We start from the raw sequence: 19,937 nt of genomic DNA, 5'->3' as shown, positions 1-19,937 counted from the left end.
ATATTATATGACGGGAGCAAAAAAATACAGGTTTATTCCTAACTCTCTTTTATAATCCCGCAAAATGTATTATTATTGATCTATGAAACTTGAAGAAGCATTTAAAACAATAATATCTTTGATCCCCGACGCAAAGTCGGAAGAAGTGCCCCTGATAGCTGCGGCCGGGCGGGTGCTTGCGGCGGATGTGGTTGCGGAACATGACTACCCCGAGGCGGATGTTTCCCGTATGGACGGCTATGCTGTCGGACAGGGAAGCGAAGGCGCATGTCTTGTGGTCAATGAGATCTCTGCGGCCGATTCCTATGAAAAACCTCTGGGCAAGGGCGAATGCGTCCGTGTTGCCACAGGTGCGAAGGTTCCTTCGAACACAGAGTTCGTTGTGCCCTTTGAAAATGCCCACAGAAGCGGTGAAAACGTCACTTACCATCAGGGTGAGGACAGAAAGAAGCATATCACCCATGCGGGCAGCGATATAAGAAAAGGGGATGTGATCGCCCGTAAAGGCATGCGTGTGGACATCAGAATGATGGAAATATTCGCAAGCATGCGTATTCCCTCTCTGCCTTGTGCAAAGGCTCCTCTGGTTGGGGTTATCTCCACCGGCTCAGAGCTGACAGAGGACTTTACGAAACCCGGCACAGTGAACAGCAACTTCTATCACATGGCCGGTCTTCTGCGCATTTTTGATGTTGATATGAAATATTTCGGCGTTGTGCCGGACGACGAGGGCGAGCTGTCGAAAACAATGAAACAGGCCGCTCTGGAATGTGATATGGTCATAACTTTCGGCGGAACAGGTTTCTCAAGATATGACCTGCTGAAACTCACAGTCCTTGAGGCAGGCGGCGAAATTCCCGTTGAGGGAGTGCGCATAGGCCCCGGAAAAACATTCCGTTTCGGACTGCTGGGCGGAAGACCCCTCTTCATGTTCCCCGGTTCACCTGCGGCGGCGATAGCCTGTTCCGAGGTGTTTCTGGTGCAGGCCATCCGTAAATGGCACGGTCTTAAGACAGGCTGCATAAAGGCTGTCAGCGGATTCACCATGAAGAAAAAGAAAGGATTTTCAAAACTTGTCAGAACATGGCTCAGATTCAGCGAAGACGGACACGCAATCGTCGATCAGGGCGGAGTGGGTTTTCCCTGTGTTTCTGTTATCAGCGAAGAGGCTGAGATGATGCACGAAGGCGAATTAGTCGACGTGTGGCTGGCAAGCAAGATGCTGATATAACTCCAGTGCTTTCGCTTCCGCTTCGGTGAGAAGCCTGAGAGCTTTGTTGAAATCATCTGCGGACACGGTGAAAACGCCGTGTCCGTATACCGTAACACGTTCGTTATCTTTCATTTCAGGGGGCAGGGTGTTCACCATTGCTCTGGGACCGTTGCCGACCTCGCCCGCAACAACGGGCATATCCCCTATGAATCTTTTTTTTGTGCATGCATAGTGGCATCTGCCTCTGTTTTCGCATTCGTCTGCGCACAGCATGGACATTATCACCGAAAAGCGTGGGTGCGCATGCAGAATGACCCTGTTGCCGGTCAGCTCGTATATTCTGCGGTGTGACGCAAGTTCGCTGGATGCTGTCAGTCCTGTGCATGAGGATTCGTCCATGGGGCATACGTCTATTTCGCCCTCAAGTTCGTCCAGACTGCTCCCCGTGCGGCTTATATAAATGTTATTTTCGCTGAACGCCGATATATTTCCGAAAAATGAATCCACCAGCCCCATATCCACAGTGACCTTCGCCGCCTGAACCATTGCGTTCATTATGGTTCCGTCGGTGCGGAAAATATCTTTGTTCAGTTCCGGCAGAGATCGGGCAGGAAATTTTTCTATGTACTGTTTTATCAGTGAGGCTGTAAGTGCTCTGTCGTAAGGTTTTTTGAGCAGTGCGGCTTCGCCTGCATCAGCAAAATACTTCACGAATCCGCTGAAAATCACAGAGCTTGCGAATATGAAGGCCTGTTCCGCTCCGAACGCCGCCGAGGTAACTATTCCACGTTCTCGCACAAAGACAGCCTTTCGCCGCCTCAGAGCATTGGATATTTCGTCAGCATTCAGCCCGTCAATGACAGGTACCGTATGCAGAAAAGTTCTGGTCTCGGAATCGTTCGGGGCGAACTCTCCGCCCTTTGCCGCTTCGTTCAGGGCTGTCATAAAGGGTTCTGAGGGCTTTACAAAGAGCAGACAGGGAGTTTTCAGAAGCTCTGCGGCTCTTAAAAGCTCTGCATCTGCTTCACAGCCGTAAACCGATACCGTATCTTCTGTTACGATGTAACAGGCTTTGTCGGATAATTTCTGGTTTTTCAGTTTTCCCAGATATTTATGGAAGAGATTCATCATATCTCTCCCTCCTTTAACAAAGGAGGGTTGGGGTGGATTTTCTTAATAACGAATGTAAATCCCTCCTGCCTCCCTTTGTCAAAGGGAGGTTCAGAATCGGGAAAAGAAAGGTTATATGTTTCAAGAGGGCAAATCATAAGATCCCCCTTATTCTGTGATATTTTTTAAGTTCCGCATCAAACTCCGCCTGCTGCTGAGGGGTAAGCAGTCCTTCCGGCAGACGGTCGTCCGCGGGTGTGAAACCCATGCGGCGGATCAGCTCTGTTTCGTTCATGAAAATCGTATTTCCGCACTCCGAAAGACGTGCCGCTGTGGTGTCCAGAGTTTTCGCAAACTCCTCCAGCGAGACAGAGAAGAGAGCGTATCGGCAGACCGGCAGAGAATCCGCCGCCGCCTTGGCATTTTCGTATGCAACATTTATCACAGCCTTGCCCATGGCTGTGTGTCTGTCGGTGGGCACAGGCTTTCTGAGAATTTCGTGGGTGATGGCCATTGCGGTTGTCCAGTCGGCTCCGTTTGGTGAGGTCGCATAGCCCAGTGCCGTTCCCTGTGCGCCCTGAGGAGCAAACGACGGCAGAGGAACCCCTTTGACGGAGAGCTTTGATATTCCCTGCCCGAACTCTTTCGGCAGGTTCTTCAGCAGTTCTGCCGCAGGAATTTTTGTGCCGCTCTCTGCGATGCAGTGGCAGGCGGTTATCATGTCGATGCCTTCGTTCAGGCAGTGATTGTAAATTTCGGTGATTTTTTCAAACGGTACGCCGATGCTTAACAGCATTGCCATTTCATCGTATTCTGGTATGCGCAGTCCGTTCTTCTTTTTGCGGCAGGCTATGGTGCATGAACCGCATGAGACGGATTCCGTCTCTCCGAATGCGCCTGCGTTATGTTTAGCGTCTGGCTTCGGCAGTCCGAAAAAGCCGCTGGGTAAAAGATCCCTTGCGTGGGCTAGGTCGTAGAGGGCCGCAGTTCCGAAACGGCCGATGCCCAGTCTGCCCGTCAGGGAGGGAGAGGCATTTATAAGTCTTTCGATGTCCTCGTATGCGCCCGTGTGCGGAGCTTCGGGTTCATCGGCAGTCTTTACCGACACCGACAGGAGATTCATTGAGTGCATCAGGGTTCCGGTGGAACCTCTGTGGGTTTTGAAAAAACCGTCTGCAATAATCCCGCAGTAGAGGATATCCCTGTTCGCTCCGGCCTTAACGGTGGAAAAGCCTTCGGGGGCTTTTTCCTCAAACGATACGGTTTCGCCTATCACCAGATGAACAGCGTCGGATGATTTACCCTTTATCAGAAGACCGTCGTATCCCGCCTTTTTAAGGGAGGTTGCGAATTTTCCGCCGAAATCCGAACGGAAAAGCCCTCCCGTCATGGTGTCTTTATGCATAACGGCACATCTGGCGGTGGTCTGATATCCGGAACCGGTCAGCGGCCCTGTGCAGAAGATTATGGGATCGTTGTAGAAATATTTGGAAAGGAGCCAGCCGCAGAGTCCTCTGCCGCCGAGATATGTTTCATATACGGAATCGTCCGGACAGATTATGTCCCATGTGCGTGAACTGAGGCAGACGGAGAGTATCTTTCCGGTGTGGGGGCTCATTTCAGAATTGCTTTCAGATTCTTTTCATAGGGCGGTTTAACGATGCCCTTTTCTGTTATGAAACCTGTCACGAGGTATGACGGCGTAACATCGAAAGCGGGGTTAAGCACCTGAATGTCAACGGGAGCGGTACGCTTTTCGCCGAAGAAGCAGACCTCGTCCTTGCCCCTCTGCTCGATCTCTATATCGTGTCCGCAGGCGGACTGGATGTCTAACGTGGAGGTAGGTATTGCCACATAGAAAGGAATACCGAAATGTTTCGCCATGATGGCCACTCCAAGCGTGCCTATCTTGTTTGCAGTGTCGCCGTTTGCGGCAACCCTGTCCGCTCCGACTATCACAAGCTGAATCCTGCCGGAAGCCATCACCGAGGCGGCCATGTCATCGCATATCAGGGTGACGTCGATACCTGCCCGCTGGAGCTCCCATGCGGTGAGTTTTGAACCCTGACACAGGGGGCGTGTTTCGTCGGCGTAGACCTTGAAACGTTTTTTCTGCTCCTGTGCCAGATACATGGGCGCAGTGGCCGTGCCGAGACGAGATGTTGCCAGCGAGCCTGCATTGCAGTGGGTCAGTATGCCGAATCCTTCCTGAATGAGGTCTCTGCCGTGCTCGCCTATCTGGCGGCAGGTTATCAGATCTTCCTGATGTATCTTTGTGGCTTCATCCAGTATCTCGCCGTACATCTGTTCGGTGGTGAACTGGACGCAACCGTACAGTCTTTTCATGACACGCTTTATGGCCCAGCTGAGGTTTACTGCGGTGGGGCGTGCGGAGTTGAGATATTTCGCATCGTTTCCTAGGTTCTGCATGAACATGTTGGGGGAATCGTTAAGATATTTCTGGGCGCAGATGCAGAGTCCGTATGCTCCGGCGACACCTATTGCGGGTGCTCCGCGAACCTGAAGGGTCTTTATGGCGACGTATACGTCGTCGATGTTGCGCAGGGGCACTTCGATGAACTGTTCCGGAAGCTTGGTCTGGTCGATGACATAAAGGATGTCCTCAACCCATCTTAATGTGTACGGAAGCGATTCAAAACTCATTGTGTCCCTCGGCTTTCAGCAGTGCCCTTTTCATATCCAGACCGCTGGAAAATCCGCCTATCTTTCCTCCCGCCGCCAGAACACGGTGGCAGGGAACTATGATGAGAAACCTGTTTTTTGACATTGCGGTTCCAACCGCCCTGAACGCATCCGGATGTCCGGCAAGCTGTGCCAGCTCTCCGTATGTAACTGTCACCCCGAAGGGTATCAATGCCAGAGCACGGTAGACAGACAGCGAGAATGGTGTCGTCCACGAGAAATCAAGGTCATCCAGAGCTTCTATCAGCATAGGCTGTTTGGAGCAGTCTTTCAGGTATTCTGCCATATAGAGGAACCTTTCCGCAAGGGGCTTTTTCGCAAGTGTGTCGGGGCGTGAAGATGCTATGTCATAGACTCTGTCTTCGTCAAAGGTTATGAAAAGGTCGTAACCCGCTGAGCATCTTACACTGTCCCAGAACTGCATCTTATTCTCCGTTAAGGAAATATGTGTCCCAGTCCTTGAGGACGGGATCATATCCGTTATTACGGATCATATCACAAAATTCCGCTACAGTCCTTGTGTCCTCCACCTGAAACTGTTTTCCGTCGTGCTCTTTTGCGTAGCCGCCGGGCTCTGTTTTCGATCCGGCACTCATGTGTGTGACTCCCAGCTTAAGCAGTCTGTCACGAAACTCAGCGGATTCCCTTGTGGAAACGTTTATTCCCAGATCATGCTGAAACAGCCTGTGGGCAAGGATCATCTGAACATAGCCGACGTCGTCGACTATTTCGAAGGGCTTGAAATTGCCCGATGCCTTGCGTATTCTGGGGAAAGAGATGGAGACGTGTGTCTTCCAGTGATTTTTCATTATGTATCTGGAGTGCAGTCCCAGAAAGAACTGATCGGTGCGGAACTCTTCCAGTCCCATTAGTGCGCCCATTCCTATTGTGCGGAAACCCGCCTCGGCTCCACGCTCTGGGCCGCCGAGCCTCCAGCCGAAATCCCTTTTCTTTCCTGCGGGGTGCACGTCGGCATATTTTTCACGGTTGTAGGTCTCCTGAAACATGGTGAGGCCGTCGACACCGTTCTTATACATCAGGGTATAATCTTCCACCGACATGGGGTAGACCTCTATGCAGACAGAGCTGAACTTGTCCTTCATGAGGTTTACTGAGTTTATGAGATAGTCCGTCCCGACCTTAACAGGGGATTCACCTGTCACCAGAAGTACGTGGCGGATGCCCATGTTGTGGATTATCTCCGCTTCCTGCTTTATCTGCTCATCGGTGAGTATCACTCTGGGGATCTCGTTATGACGGTTGAAACCGCAATAACGGCAGGAGTTTGAGCACTCGTTGGAGAGATAGAGCGGTGCGTATATCTTTATTGTCTTGCCGAAACGCTGAACTGTTATGCGGTATGCCTTCTGCGCCATCTCCTCCAGATAGGGGAGAGCCGCAGGGGAGAGAAGAGCCGCAAAGTCCTCTTCGTCCAGTCTGTCACGTCCGAGGGCAAACTCGACGTCCGCCGCAGTGCGTGAGTGGATATAGTCTCTGGTATCGTTAAAATTATATTGATCAAGTTCCTGTTCAAAACTCATTATTCGTTCCTTAAGAATCCTGTGAGGGGGCTTGATGCCTCAGCGTGGTCTCGGGTGCCGGGCATGCCTGCGGCACGGGCTGTAACTGCGGCTTCAACGCCCAGTTTAAATGACTGCGCCATCATAACGGGGTCTTTTGCGGTGGCAATGGCAGTGTTCACCAGAACGCTGTCGGCTCCCATCTCAATTGCCAGAGCGGCATGGGAGGGTGCGCCTATACCCGCATCAACGACCACCGGCACCTTTGCCTGTTCAATGATTATGCGCAGGTTATCGATGGTCTTTATCCCTTTGTTGCTGCCTATGGGTGCTCCGAGGGGCATAACGGTGACAGTGCCTATCTCCTCCAGACGCTTGCAGAGAACTGGGTCAGCGTTTATGTAGGGCAGAACCTTGAAGCCTTCTTTGACAAGTATCTGTGCGGCTTTAAAGGTTTCGATGGGGTCGGGCAGAAGATAATAGGGGTCGGGAGTGACCTCCAGCTTTATCCAGGGTTCGCATCCTGCGGCACGGGCTATGCGGGCGAGGCGAACGGCTTCTGCGGCATCCCTTGCGCCGGATGTGTTGGGAAGCAGAAGGTATTTTGAAGGGTCTATTTGTTTCAGGATATCATCCTGAGGATTGTTTATATCCACACGGCGAAGAGCAACGGTGACTATCTCCGCACCGCTCGCCTCAATGGCATCCGCCATCACTTTTGCATTGGGAAATTTGCCTGTGCCTACCATGAGTCTGCTTCTGAACGTTCGTCCAGCGATAACAAGTTCATTTTTGAACATGACTGTACTCCGATTGTTGGATAAGATTGTAAGACCCTTGCCAGTGGGTCTTAAGTTTGGGGTAGGCAAGAAATATAATAATATCAGACAGGAAAAAGTCAATTTCTTTTACCGTGTCATCATCTTTGAAACAGCTAAATCAGAGACTCTTCGCTAATGCTCAGAGTGACGGGCGTATGATGCGGATAAAAAAAGCCGGAGCAAAACTCCGGCTTTGATTATTTCAATTTCGACAGAATGCCCAGTGCGGCAGTCATGCAGACCCTTATTTCTGGATCTGCTTCATGACCTCTTCCACAAAGTTCTCCTGCTTTTTTTCGATGCCTTCTCCAAGTTCGAATCTGGTGTATGTAACGATCTTTGCGCCGTTAGCGGCAACCAGTTTTTCGATTGTTGTGTCGGGATCTTTAACGAAAGGCTGGCTTACGAGGCAAACTTCTTTCAGAAGTTTAGCCACCTGACCTTCAACGATCTTGGGGATCATGTTTTCGGGTTTGCCCTGTTCCTGCAGTTTCGCAGTGTAGATCTCTTTTTCTTTCTCAACGAAAGCAGCGTCAACGAAGCTGGAATCAAGATATTTGGGGTTGCTTGCAGCGATGTGCAGGCAGATGTCTTTAGCAAGCTCAGTTGAGCCGCCTTCCAGTTTAACAACAACGCCTATCTTGCCGCCGCCGTGGATGTATGTAGCCACGGTGCCGCCGTCGAGACGAGCGAAACGTCTGATGCTGAGTTTTTCGCCGATTTTAGCGACCATGCTGTTGAGGTATGCTTCAACAGTTTCGCCGTTTTTAGCTGTAACAGCCATGAAAGCATCGATGTCTGCGGGGTTTGCATCTGCAACCAGTTCAGCCATCTCCGCAGCATAAGCTGTGAAGTTATCGTTTTTGGCAACGAAGTCGGTTTCGGAGTTAACTTCAATGATAACGCCGACGCCGTCTTTAACTGTGGCAGCAACGATACCTTCGGCCGCAATTCTGTCAGCTTTTTTAGCCGCAGCGGCAAGGCCTTTTTTGCGGAGATATTCTATTGCGCCGTCAAGGTCGCCGTCAGCTTCTGACAGTGCCTTTTTGCAGTCGAGCATTCCTGCTCCTGTTTTTTCGCGAAGTTCTTTTACGAGTGCAGCTGTGATTTCTGCCATTTGATTACTCCTCTTCCTTGTCCACGGGGATATCTGCAAGCAGCTGGTCAACGGGGATATCCTCGCCGCCGTCCTCTTCAGCCTGACCGATGTTCTCTTCGTCGAGTATCTGTCTGCCTTCGATGATGGCATCAGCTATGCGGCCTGCGATAAGCTGGCAAGCACGGATAGCGTCGTCGTTTCCGGGAATGGGCATATCAACCTGATCGGGGTCACAGTTTGTATCCACGATAGCTATTATCGGGATGTCAAGTTTGTGAGCTTCGGCTACAGCGTTCTGCTCCATTTTGATGTCGATGATGAACATAACATCGGGGATAGACTGCATGTCTTTGATACCGCCGAGGTTCTTAGTGAGTTTATCAAGCTCTTTTCTGAGTTTGGAAACTTCTTTTTTGGTGTATTTGTTAACGAAGCCTGTTTCGAACATCTCTTCAAGTTCTTTCAGTCTTGCCACTCTTGTGCGGATAGTCTGGAAGTTTGTAAGAGTACCGCCGAGCCAGCGCTCGTTCATGTAATGAGCGTTGCATTTTTCAGCGGCCTGTTTGATGGCTTCCTGAGCCTGTTTCTTTGTTCCTACGAAAAGGAAGTTGCTGCCCTGACGAGCTGCGTCTCTTGCAAATTCGTATGCAGTGTTGAAGCACTGAACAGTCTTCTGAAGGTCAAGAATGTAGATACCGTTTCTTGCGCCGAAGACGTATTTGGACATTTTCGGGTTCCAGCGTTTTGTCTGGTGTCCGAAGTGAACACCTGCCTCAAGCAGGCTTTTCATTGAAATATAGGACATTAATTTCTCCCGGAGACCTCAGGTCTCGCAATTTGTTATTCTTGCGCCCCGCAAAACCGCCACCCGAAAGGATTTCGGGCACTCGGCGATTTTATACGCTATACGGGCGTGCAAAATGGGTGTTCTTTATATCAGGCGGCATACAAAAAAGCAAGTTTTTTTTGATTTGTAAAAATGTACGGTACTGTTTATTATGAGATCTGCACATAAAGGGGGAAAGTATGTTTCCGAGTCTTTTCAAAATAGGTCCTTTTGACTTAAGGGTATACAGCCTTATGTATATCGCTGCTCTTCTTGTGGGCATTTTCATGGTAAAGCGGAAGGCCGACAGGCTTAACCTTAAGCCCACGGATATGGAGAATGCCGTCATTATATGTTTTATGTCGGGCATAATCGGCGCCCGTATGTATTATGTTGCGCTCCGCTGGGACTACTACAACGGTAATTTCTTTGAAATGATAGCCATATGGCATGGCGGCCTCGCCATCCACGGCGGAATCATAGGCGCACTCATCGGTCTTTATTTCTTCACGAAGTTCAAGAAGGCCAGTTTCATAGGCCTGGCAGACAGCATGGTTCCCTGGCTTATGTTCGGTCAGTGTATCGGGCGTATAGGAAACCTTGCAAACGGCGAGGCGCACGGCGTGCCGACTGTGGTTCCTCTGTCTGTGATATTCGGAGTTGAGAACAGGTTCAAAGAGTTCTGGTCAGCCGTCTGCTCCCAGACGGGCTTAAGCCCCACGCCCGAGAGTATTTCGGGGTTGATGAGCAAACTGCCTGCGCAGGTGACTTTCGACAATAAGGTATATACCCTCAAAGAATACGTTCCGTGGGGAATGAGCTTCGGAAATTATCCCCGAACGCCCGCATATGCCGACTTCGGTGCGCTTCCCGTGCATCCGACGTTCATCTATGAAATGCTGCTTAATTTCATCTGTTTTGTTCCATTATATATAATGTGGCGAAAATCCGAAAACATAGGAACCGGACGTCTGCTCGGTTACTATCTGATATTCTACGGTCTGATAAGGGCTTTCGTGACGTTTTTCAGAGCCGACGACCTTATGGTAGGATATCTCCGTGCACCGCATATCATTAGTATTGTGATGGTTATTGTGGGTGTGGTGATAATTAACCGCAAAAAAATGCTGAAAAGTGCTTAAAACCGCAAATAATCGCTAAAAATGTGGTAGCATCTTATACGGGAAGATAGGAATTTTTTTCAGGAGGAGACGTTATGCGTCGATTTGTGTTCACCGCAGGGCTGATGATGGCTGCCGCTTTTTGCCCTGCCGTGGTCAATGCTTATGACTATCCTGTCATAGGGGACTACAACAGTGCTTATCAAAAGGTATTTGATGCCATAAAGGCCGGAAAGTGCAGGTCAATGGAGAGCGAGCTGAAGGCTCTTTCCGCATCCGAAGGCATATCCGGCAGTATCTACAGATCCATATGCTTTTTTGAAAATAATCAGCCCAAAGAGGGTTTTCTTGGCCTGACCCTGATGCTGGAAAATCAGGAATACGACGAAATAGTCTATGTTACAAACACTCAGATAAACAAGGGCAACACCGATCCGGTACTCCTTAAGTTCAGAGGCCTCGCCTATTTTAACATCGGCGACATGAACGGCGCCCTTGCGGATATAACGGCTTACACCGACAAAACAGGCGATGTCAGCATGAGGCTGACCCTTGTTGATATCTATATGTCCATGAACGATCTGGACAGAGCGGAAGCAGAACTTGAAAAAGCCCCGAAAGAGGACGGATATTACTCCAGAAAGGGCAAGCTGCTCTACAGAAAAGGTGATTTCTCAGGCGCACTGGCAAATTTCAGAATGGTTTCTCCGGCGGACGCCGAGAGATACACTCAGGCTCAGTCGCTTATAGCGGATATATGCCTCATCAGCGGCAGGTTCCAGTGTGTTTATGAAGCGGTAGCAAACTTTAAGGGTGAGACAGCCGCAGGGGATGCAAAGGAAAAGCTGGAAAAGGTCAGATCCTATCAGCGTCCTTTCAGCATCTATGCCGGACTGACCGAGGAGTATGACGACAACGTGAGATCGGAGAACGAGGATATAGGCTCCTCCGGCGTATCCAGTTTCAGGACGGCGATGGTTCTTGATGCGAAATACAATCTCTATCCTCTGTGGGCGGACAAGTTCTCAGCAGGTCTGATGAACTACAGGTCTTTCAATATGAAAAAAGGTTTAAGCTCCTTCGACCTGGAGATGCACAAGGCATATGTCCAGTTCACCCGCAGTACGGATACAGCATCTTTCACCCCGAAACTTACCGCAGGGATACTCTCTCTGGGAAACAGCAAATATTATGAGAGCTTCGGAGCCGAACTGGCCTCAAACCTGAAGCTGGGCGAATACGGCCTTAACGTTCCCGTTAAGTTTGAAAAGCGAAGCTATGTCGCCTCGCCCGACCCCAGAGCCGACAAGGACGGATACGTGTACGGCATTTCCGGCGAACTCTCCAGAACGCTGGCGGACAAGTACATTGTTTCACTAGGGCTTGGTGTTGATGTTGAAAATACCGACGGCGAAGACAAGGACAACACGGCATATACTTTATCCGTGGGAACTCTGGCTGCACTCACAAAATCATTCACTCTCAGCGTGAGCGCCGACTATACCTATTCAGATTTCTATAACTCGGCGATAGACGACAGAAACAGACCCGGACTTGCCATAATCCGTGAGGACAAGGCTTGGAACCTCGGTCTTAAAGGAATATACAGGCTTACGAACTCAATGTTCGTCAGCGGCGGAGTGACCTACTCCGATGTCAACTCCAATGTCGATGAATACACCTATGACAAGACAGTGTTCGACATCGGCATAAGCTATACTTACTGATCTCCTGAAGGTGTGCCATGAAAAGGATTACGGCGTTATTTGTTGCGGTTATGATGGTGAGCTCTCAGGTCTTTGCGGCATCCGTTGCGGGTACTGTAAAGGTGGTGAAGGGCGGTGTTGATGTTGTAAAAGCTCAGGCGGTTATGGGCAAGGTCGCAAAGGAGGGGCTGAATCTTTCCTTTGACGATATCCTCAGAACCAAAAGAAAAGGCTATGCCGAAGTGAGCTTTGTTGACGGAAGCGATATAAAAGTATTCGAAAAATCCCGTCTGCTCCTGCTGGGTCAGGACAGAACAAAAGACGGATTCAATGCAGAGATACAGAAAGGCAAAGTGCTCTTCAAAGTTGAGAAGATGCACGAGGTTGCCGGAGATTTCAGAATAAAGACCAGCAATGCGGTTATAGGCGTTAAGGGTACCGTGGTCGCAGGCATGGTGGATCCGACCGGAACTACAGTTGAATGTATAAGCGGACTGGTGGTTGTGGGGCCTCCCCTTCTCCCTCCTCCTCCCCCTGCTCCGGTACCGGTGGCCCCGCCTGCGTTTGGTTCTCAGCCGGGTGGTCTTGCTATAGCACCGCCCCCCCCCACCCCCTCCTGTTGCACCGCCCCCCGGTTTTGCTTCCGGACAGCCGGAACCGCAGGCTCCTGCGGGAGTTCTTAGCGGCGGCGGGACAGCACCTCTTAATACAGGCGGTTCAGGATTTAATAGCGGCAGCGGCCTTGGCGGCGGCCTTGGTGCAGGAGGCCTTGGCGGAGGAGGTCTTGGAGGAGGCCTTGGCGGAGGTTTTGGAGGCGGCGTAATAACAATTGGCCCCGGACAGGGAGTGTTCATCTCCTCAACCGGAGCACCGTCGCAGGTTTATGACATCTCCACAAATTCGAGAATATTTACGAGTCCTCCTGTTGCCCAGAGCAACTCCGGCGGCGATACAGTCCAGAGCGAGGAATCGGCTTTCCAGCAGGCCGGAAGCGATGAAGCCGCTCAGGCGGAAGATACAGGTCAGTCCCAGACTGCCCAGAGAATAGAATCGTCATTACAGGATTCAGGCCAGCAGCAGGACAATGCCGGACAGGGTACAGCCGGACAGCCGGCTCAGTCGGCGGCGGACACGGCGGCACAGGCAGCCGCGCAGGCGGCATCACAGGCGGCGGCAGCGCAGGCGGCGGCACAGGCAGCGGCGGCGCAGGCAGCGGCGGCGGCACAGGCGGCGGCGGCACAGGCCGCAGCACAGGCAGCGGCACAGGCGGCAGCGCAGGCAGCGGCACAGGCGGCTGCTCAGGCTCAGGCTGACGCAATAAGAAAAGATCAGGAAGCGAAAGCACAGACAGCAGCGGCTCAGGCAGCCGAAGCAGCTCTCGCAACAAGCACATACAGCCTTGAGGCAAAAGCCGCATACGATGCGGCACAAGAGGCGGCAGCGCTGGCAGCGGCACAGGCGGCGGCGGCTATAGTTAAAAAGCAGGAGGCCGAAACGGCTCTCTCCAGAGCAGAAGCTGAAGCACAGGCGGCAAAAGCGGCGGCTGAAGCGGCCAACACTGCGGCACAGGCGGCGGCACAGGCGGCAGTGACAGCTGCACAGACCGCAGCACAGAAAGCGCAGGCGGCGCAGGCGGCAGCACAGGCGGCTGTAGCAGCGGCGCAGACAGCAGCACAGAAAGCGGCATCAGCGGCTCAGTATACAGCATCGGCGGCGGCACAGGCGGCAGCTCAGGCAGCGGCAGTATCTGCGGCACAGGCGGCGGTTAACGCACAGGCCACTCAGGCAAGCTCAACTTCCGCATCCGGCTCGGCGTCTCAGGCGGGAATATCCTCCGCACAGGCACAGGCAGCGGCGGCGGCGGCACTGGCAGCGGCACAGGCGGCAGCGGCTGAGGCACAATCTCAGGAGCAGGCACTGGCAACAGCCCAGGCGGCACTGGCAGCAGCTCAGGCAGCGGCACAGACTGCGGCAACGCAGAGCACTGCGGCGCAGGCGGCGGCAACCCAGATGCAGACATTGCTGACCCAGTCCTCAGATGCGGCAGCAGCAGCGGCAGCTCAGAAAACAGCTGCGGAAGCAGCGCTTCTGGCCACGAAGCAGGCCTCAGGAGACGGAGTTGCCAATGCTCAGGCAGCCAAAACAGCTGCGGAAGCGGCGTTAGCGGCGGCACAGGCGGCATCTCAGCAGACAACGGCGCAGCTTGCAGCGGCAAATGCGGCAGCTCAGGCAGCGGCAGCGGCGGCAGCGCAGGCGGCTCAGGCGGCAGCGACAGCGGCGGCGGCGGCACAGTCCGAGCAGGTTGCCCAGTCCACATCAACTCAGGTTCAGGCGGCGGCGGCACAGGCTCAGTCGGTCGCTCAGGCGGCAGCAACAGCAGCGGCTGATGCCGTAAGCAAAGCAACTGCGGCACAGGCAGCGCAGGCGGCAGCACAGGCAGCAGCACAGGCGGCGGTTCTTGCAGCAAATGAAGCCGTTGCGGAAGCGGCAGCACAGACAGCAGCTATGGAAGCGGTGAACAACGCACTCTCAGCAGCTGCGAGTGCGGCAAATTATGCAGACTATAAAAACGGCCTTGCAATGCAGGCCATGACGGATACACAAGTTGCATCGGAGGCTGCACATTCTGCGGCAGATGCGGCAGAGGCGGCAAAAACAGCCGCTCAGCAGGCTCTCGAAATAGCCGAAACACATCTTGAACAGGCACAGGCGGCAGTAGCGGCGGCACTGGCGGCTGCAACAGCGGCAGCGGAAGCGGCCAGCAATGCGGCCGGACTGGCGGCGTCGAAAGCTGCGGAAGCATATCAGGCGGCTCAGCAGGCACTCGGCTATGCGAACACTGCACAGTCAGCGGCTCAGACAGCCGCACAGAAAGCTGCGGAGCACGAGCTGTTCGCTCAGCTTCAGGTGATAGCCCAGTCGGTGCTCACGGCAGCAAACACTGCGGCAGGAGATGCTCAGAGTGCAGGTCAGGCGAGTGATTATGCAGCATCGGCGGCGACCACAGCAGCCGGATACAACTCTCAGGCGCAGCAGTCACTGGCAGATGTTCTGGCGATAGCTCAGGCTGCGGCGGCCGAAGCGGAGTCTCAGGCAGCGGCACTGGCGGCGGCAAATTCGGCTCTTGAAGCGGCAAATGCGGCTCTGGCTCAGTCGGTTGTTCATAAGCAGGCTGCAGAAAACGCATACGGTCAGCTTTCAGATCATCTGACTGATCTCGGCACTGCGGCTTCTCAGGCAGAAGCGGCAAAAACAGCGGCACAGGACGCACTGTCCCTTGCCACAGCCACATCTGTTCTGACGGGTTCAACAGTTATGACGGATCTTGCGGCGGCTCAGGCAGCGGCGCAGACTGCAAGCCAGCAGGCACAGACTTCTGTTTCGGCAGCGTCTTCGGCGTATGCTCTGGCTGTTCTTAAAGCTCAGGCGGCAAATTCAGCGGTTGAATCTGCACAGGCAGCTGCGGATCTGGCTGCTCTTGCGGCTGAACAGGCGGCAGCGGCGGCGGATTCCGAGTCTGTGGCACAGAGTATATCCGATTCGGCTGCACAGGCGCTTGCAGACGCTCTGGCGGCTGTTCAGGCGGCCATGACGGCGGCCACGAACGCAAGCGCAGCATCCTCCAATGCGGCGACACAGCTTGCGGCGGCGCAGGCAGCGGCAGAGGCGGCAAGGCTTGCTGCTGAAGCGGCGGCGGATATAAAGGTCTACGGAAAGGTCAGAATTAATATAGTGTTCAGATAAAAAGAGAGGCGGGGCAAAACCCCGCCTTTTTTGTTCAGACGATTGTGAGTGAATCCGTTCCGGTTTTCAGTTTTTTGTCCCTGAGCAGCAGGGGTGCGAATCTTGCCCCTGTGTAGAGCGGCTTGTCCGTTGTGGCGCAGTATTGGGCAATGTATGAGAAGACCGATGCGGACTCGGCCACAACAATGTCGGCCTTAACAGCTTCTTTAACGTCCGCAATGGAAAACCCGTACCTGCATGCAAAATTCACCGTTTCTGTGTCCTTATGGAAAAAAGCCATGCATGGGATGATCTTTTCATTAAGGGATTTGCTCATCTGCTTTTCCGCTATCTCTTTGTAGTTTTCAACGTCCTTTTCGTAAAGATACGCCGGAAGACAGACAGAGGCGAAACGGCTGCCCTGCCATCTGCGGAAATTAAGGGTAAAAGTGATGTTGCCGTAGAAAGAATCGTTTATGAGGTTCTGTATCTCCTTATGTTCAAGGAGGAAGATATCGTTTCTGTCGGTGAGCATTCTGTCTTCAACCAGTCTGTCTGCTGTGGTCAGCAGAACACTGCGTATCTTTGAGGCAAGGCCTGAGAGTGACAGATATACCCTGTCGGCATCATCCAGCGCCTTGTGCGTCTGCTCAAGCAGAGCTGTGTACTTCACTTTAGAGAGCATGAGACGCTTGATGGACGACAGTGAGCCGTAAAACCCGTCCGCATCCTCAGCGGCAAGTTCAACAGGTTCAAGCCGTACAGGCTCGAAAGCCGGATCCAGTCGGGGCATTATCTCTCCTTCATATCTCAGTAGCCCGCCCTTTCTCGTCTTATATATATGACGCATGGCATCTTCGTGTCCAAGCCCGGTTGCTTTTGCAAACCCGGTGAAAGCGTGCCACATACCTGCTACAGCAATTTCCCAGGCCATTACGCCCAGCATAGGCACTTCGAGAAACTCGTTGTTGAACAGAGCCGCTTCGTCAAGGCTGTCTGTGACCCTGTCTATATCATCAATTGTGTTTTTAAGTTCATCCTCGGCCAGTTTCAGAACAGATATTTTTGGAACTTCCATCACAGGTTTTTTTATGGACTTATATATTGACGGCAGATAATTCAGATAGAAAAAATCCGGCTTGGTGTAAAACGCCGACATTATGGTCTCAATATTTTTGGAATTCATGAGAACTCTGCCGAAAATTGTCTTAACCGACGGCGAATGGGTCTTGATGTCAGCACTCATGAAGAGCGGGGAGAAGACGTCGGGCATCGCTTCGAACAGCGAATAGGCGTAGGGGCTGAGAATCTCTCCGAACATTGATGCGAAGGGCGACCTTGCAAAGAGGTACTTTTCGCTGATGGAGGATGAGCGTCCCAGCGATTCCTCAACGGGTGTCAGCGGGAATCTGATGGTGAAATCCCTTGAATCATAAGCCAGCTTTGTATAGCTTCCCTCTTCGGCAGCGCATACGAAGAAGCTGTCATCATCAAAACACACCTGAACTGAGGCAGGTTTGCGCAGACAGCGTTCAACATCGGAAAGCATCTGTGCCAGCTCGTTCATCTTCCTGTCGGGGATCATGCACTTGCCTTTTATGTTGCGCAGATTGTCCTTGAACACGCCTTTAATAATGACTGTTTCCCAGTCTTCGCCCTTAACGTGGTAAAACCCGAAGTTGCCCTTATAAGAGGGCAGGGCGGTTATGTCGGCCTGTTTCTCAGGGGCGGTTTTGATCCCTGCGCTGGATATTGAATTCAGTATTTCTTCCATGAGCGGATTATGAATGTAAATAGCGTGTTGTCAATATTATTTGTTGAAACGGCACTTTGTTGCGGGTAAAATAGAGCGGGGTGAAGTTATGAATACTGTTATTTTTAATGCTGCGGTGAAATCCGACGGCAATTCTGCGTTTATAGCGGATGCGTTGTTCAAAAAGTATGAAGGAAGCAGGCTCATTGAGCTGTCCTCTCTGAAATTTGAACACGAATACGAGAATAAATTCAGGGAAGCTCCGGCTTTCCGTCCCGAAATGGTGGAGGAAGGACTCAGAGAATCTTTCGAAACCCTTCTTAAAAGCGACCTTATCATATTCATATCTCCCAACTATTTCAGCTTCATCAGCGGAACGGCGAAGATGTTTCTGGACAGGTTCCATGTCCTGCTGAACAAAAGCGGCCGCCCGACCTTTGAGGGAACGAAGAAATTCTTCTTCATCCTCACTCAGGGCTCTCCCAACAGAAGCCACGGTCAGCCCACTCTGGACTGGATGAAAGGCTTCTGCAATATATTCGGCTTCAAATTCTACGGCATAGTTGTCCCCTCATGCAGCTACTCCAACACGGACGCAGCAAGGGTCAAGATGGACGAGATATCTATGTCGCTCAGTATGTTTATATAAGGAGTGAATAATGGCAGTCAGCTACAGAGAACTGGGGCTTGTGAACACAAAGGAGATGTTCGCAAAGGCAATGGCAGGAAAATATGCCGTGCCGGCCTATAACTTTAATAACCTTGAACAGCTTCAGGCGATAATCACCGCCTGTGTTCAGACGAAATCTCCTGTTATCCTTCAGGTTTCAAAAGGCGCAAGGGACTATGCGAATGCAACCATGCTCCGCTACATGGCCATGGGCGCAGTCGCCTATGCAAAAGAGCTGGGCTGTGAGATACCGATAGCTCTCCACCTTGACCACGGCGACACCTTCGAAACATGCAAGAGCTGCGTGGACTTCGGTTTCTCCAGCGTCATGATCGACGGCTCTCACCATTCTTTCGAGGATAACGTTGCCCTTACAAAGAAAGTGGTTGAGTACGCCCGCCAGTTCGATGTGACTGTTGAAGGCGAGCTTGGTGTTCTGGCAGGTATAGAGGATGAGGTATCCGCAGAGCACTCAACGTACACCAACCCTGATCAGGTGGTTGAGTTCGTTGAGAGAACAGGCGTGGATTCACTTGCCATATCTATAGGTACGTCCCACGGAGCATATAAGTTCAAAGTTAAGCCCGGTGAATCAGTTCCTCCTCTCCGTTTCGATATCCTTGAGGAGTGTGAGCGCAGAATACCCGGTTTCCCCATAGTTCTCCACGGCGCATCCAGTGTCCTTCCCGCTTATGTTGAAATGATCAACCAGTACGGCGGAAAGATGGACAATGCTGTCGGTATACCCGAAGAACAGCTTCGCAAGGCCGCCGCAAGCGCAGTCTGCAAGATAAATATCGACTCCGACGGACGACTGGCATTCACTGCCAAGATAAGGGAGTTTATGGCGCAGAACCCGTCTAAGTTCGATCCCAGAGAGTATCTGAAACCCGCAAGAGCGGAACTTGTTAAAATGTATGCCGCCAAGAACGAGAATGTTCTCGGTTCGGCAGGTAGAGCTTAATAATATAAAGATGAGACTGCTTCGGGCTTAACCCTCGCAGAGACATGCATTTGTCTTTGCGAGCCCATATGGGCGAAGCAATCTCATTTCTTAACTATTAGCTATTTACGTAGCTGTTAAAAAATAATCGCAAAAAAGTAAAATAAGTGATTGACTTACTCTGCCGGATTGGTTATAACTCACCTCCGCCTGAGAGCGACACCCTGAACGGGAAAGAGCAGGAAGGCGAAAATGTTGTTAGAAAACTGATTTTTCAGACTTGGTTCCGAAGGCGAAATATCCGGTTTTGAATAACTTGAAAAAAGCCTGAGAAAAAAGTTGAAAAAAGATGTTGACAACGGTGAACGGATTTGATAGATTCACCAGCCCGATGAAAGCCGAAAGGTTTTGAAAGGGACTTGAAAGAAAGATGTTAGATTTTAAAAAAAAGAGATTGACAACGGTGAGCAGATTTGATAGATTCACCAGCCGCTTGAAAGAGCGGGAAGCTCGAAAGGCCGGACGGAAGGAAAAAGAAAGTTGAAAAAAACTTCTTGACTTTCGAAAGGGAATCGGGTAAGTTAATCCTCCCCTGCAAAGGGGTTTTAAATTCTCCGGAGCCGCAAGGTTCCCATGATGTTTGACAACAGAATAAGGTCGATATGTGATAAAAAGATTTATACAGAGTTCGGATGGAGAGTTTGATCCTGGCTCAGAACGAACGCTGGC

17 protein-coding genes are annotated in these 19,937 nt (G+C 51.7%); 7 read left to right on the top strand and 10 right to left on the bottom strand.

Annotated elements, in window-relative coordinates; translation table 11 throughout:
- Positions 1-82 precede the first annotated feature (82 nt).
- Positions 83-1,231 carry a molybdopterin molybdotransferase MoeA gene (locus C8D98_RS00095; RefSeq protein WP_132870891.1) on the top strand — a complete coding sequence of 383 codons (1,149 nt, stop codon included), beginning with the start codon at positions 83-85 and terminating at the stop codon, positions 1,229-1,231.
- Here C8D98_RS00095 and C8D98_RS00090 read toward each other — a convergent pair.
- The 8 genes from C8D98_RS00090 to rpsB form a co-directional block, all read right to left on the bottom strand.
- A complete protein-coding gene (locus C8D98_RS00090) occupies positions 1,193-2,344 on the bottom strand; it encodes a class II aldolase/adducin family protein (RefSeq protein WP_132870889.1) in 1,152 nt (383 codons plus the stop codon). The two genes, C8D98_RS00095 and C8D98_RS00090, sit on opposite strands and share 39 nt — an antisense overlap.
- Positions 2,345-2,477: 133 nt before the next feature.
- A complete protein-coding gene (locus C8D98_RS00085) occupies positions 2,478-3,941 on the bottom strand; it encodes an aldehyde ferredoxin oxidoreductase C-terminal domain-containing protein (protein ID WP_132870887.1) in 1,464 nt (487 codons plus the stop codon).
- Positions 3,938-4,987 (bottom strand): S-methyl-5-thioribose-1-phosphate isomerase, encoded by a 1,050-nt coding sequence (gene mtnA, locus C8D98_RS00080; protein WP_132870885.1) that lies wholly within the window; start codon positions 4,985-4,987, stop codon positions 3,938-3,940. Before mtnA ends, C8D98_RS00085 begins: the two co-directional genes overlap by 4 nt.
- Positions 4,977-5,450, bottom strand: coding sequence for a methylated-DNA--[protein]-cysteine S-methyltransferase (locus tag C8D98_RS00075; RefSeq protein WP_165871124.1), 474 nt, complete (start codon positions 5,448-5,450; stop codon positions 4,977-4,979). The genes mtnA and C8D98_RS00075 overlap by 11 nt, the downstream gene beginning before the upstream one ends.
- Position 5,451: 1 nt before the next feature.
- Positions 5,452-6,567, bottom strand: coding sequence for a 2-iminoacetate synthase ThiH (gene thiH, locus C8D98_RS00070; protein WP_132870881.1), 1,116 nt, complete (start codon positions 6,565-6,567; stop codon positions 5,452-5,454).
- Positions 6,567-7,346, bottom strand: a complete 780-nt coding sequence (locus C8D98_RS00065; protein WP_132870879.1) for a thiazole synthase — start codon at positions 7,344-7,346, stop codon at positions 6,567-6,569. Before C8D98_RS00065 ends, thiH begins: the two co-directional genes overlap by 1 nt.
- Positions 7,347-7,611: 265 nt before the next feature.
- Positions 7,612-8,484: a translation elongation factor Ts gene (gene tsf, locus C8D98_RS00060; protein WP_132870877.1), complete on the bottom strand. Its 873-nt coding sequence runs from the start codon at positions 8,482-8,484 to the stop codon at positions 7,612-7,614.
- Between the two features lie 4 nt (positions 8,485-8,488).
- Positions 8,489-9,271 carry a 30S ribosomal protein S2 gene (gene rpsB / locus C8D98_RS00055; RefSeq protein ID WP_132870875.1) on the bottom strand — a complete coding sequence of 261 codons (783 nt, stop codon included), beginning with the start codon at positions 9,269-9,271 and terminating at the stop codon, positions 8,489-8,491.
- A gap of 221 nt (positions 9,272-9,492) precedes the next feature.
- On the opposite strand from rpsB, the gene lgt reads away from it, so the two are divergent.
- From lgt to C8D98_RS13665, 4 genes are all read left to right on the top strand, one after another.
- The gene (lgt, locus tag C8D98_RS00050) at positions 9,493-10,434 is read left to right on the top strand and encodes a prolipoprotein diacylglyceryl transferase (RefSeq protein WP_132870873.1); all 942 of its coding nucleotides are present in this window, start codon (positions 9,493-9,495) and stop codon (positions 10,432-10,434) included.
- 74 nt (positions 10,435-10,508) lie between these two features.
- A complete protein-coding gene (locus C8D98_RS00045) occupies positions 10,509-12,140 on the top strand; it encodes a surface lipoprotein assembly modifier (RefSeq protein ID WP_132870871.1) in 1,632 nt (543 codons plus the stop codon).
- A gap of 17 nt (positions 12,141-12,157) precedes the next feature.
- A complete protein-coding gene (locus tag C8D98_RS00040) occupies positions 12,158-12,802 on the top strand; it encodes a FecR domain-containing protein (RefSeq protein ID WP_132870869.1) in 645 nt (214 codons plus the stop codon).
- Positions 12,803-12,965: 163 nt separating this feature from the next.
- Positions 12,966-15,863, top strand: a complete 2,898-nt coding sequence (locus C8D98_RS13665) for a hypothetical protein (RefSeq protein WP_165871123.1) — start codon at positions 12,966-12,968, stop codon at positions 15,861-15,863.
- A 34-nt stretch (positions 15,864-15,897) separates the two neighbouring features.
- Here the strand turns inward: C8D98_RS13665 and C8D98_RS00030 are convergent, their stop codons facing one another.
- Positions 15,898-17,616 (bottom strand): hypothetical protein, encoded by a 1,719-nt coding sequence (locus tag C8D98_RS00030; protein ID WP_132870867.1) that lies wholly within the window; start codon positions 17,614-17,616, stop codon positions 15,898-15,900.
- A gap of 88 nt (positions 17,617-17,704) precedes the next feature.
- On the opposite strand from C8D98_RS00030, the gene C8D98_RS00025 reads away from it, so the two are divergent.
- Together C8D98_RS00025 and C8D98_RS00020 are read left to right on the top strand one after the other, a co-directional pair.
- Positions 17,705-18,244 carry a flavodoxin family protein gene (locus C8D98_RS00025; protein WP_132870865.1) on the top strand — a complete coding sequence of 180 codons (540 nt, stop codon included), beginning with the start codon at positions 17,705-17,707 and terminating at the stop codon, positions 18,242-18,244.
- Between the two features lie 10 nt (positions 18,245-18,254).
- Positions 18,255-19,229, top strand: a complete 975-nt coding sequence (locus tag C8D98_RS00020; RefSeq protein WP_132870863.1) for a class II fructose-bisphosphate aldolase — start codon at positions 18,255-18,257, stop codon at positions 19,227-19,229.
- A 237-nt stretch (positions 19,230-19,466) separates the two neighbouring features.
- Here C8D98_RS00020 and C8D98_RS13785 read toward each other — a convergent pair.
- A partial coding sequence (locus C8D98_RS13785) for a hypothetical protein (protein WP_207891217.1) occupies positions 19,467-19,937 on the bottom strand: 471 nt, incomplete at its 5' end.

This window comes from Seleniivibrio woodruffii (assembly GCF_004339245.1).
GTDB classification, from domain to species: Bacteria; Chrysiogenota; Deferribacteres; order Deferribacterales; family Geovibrionaceae; genus Seleniivibrio; species Seleniivibrio woodruffii.
Note: the sequence above shows the minus strand (reverse complement) of the source record. Positions and strands in the feature narration are given on the sequence as shown.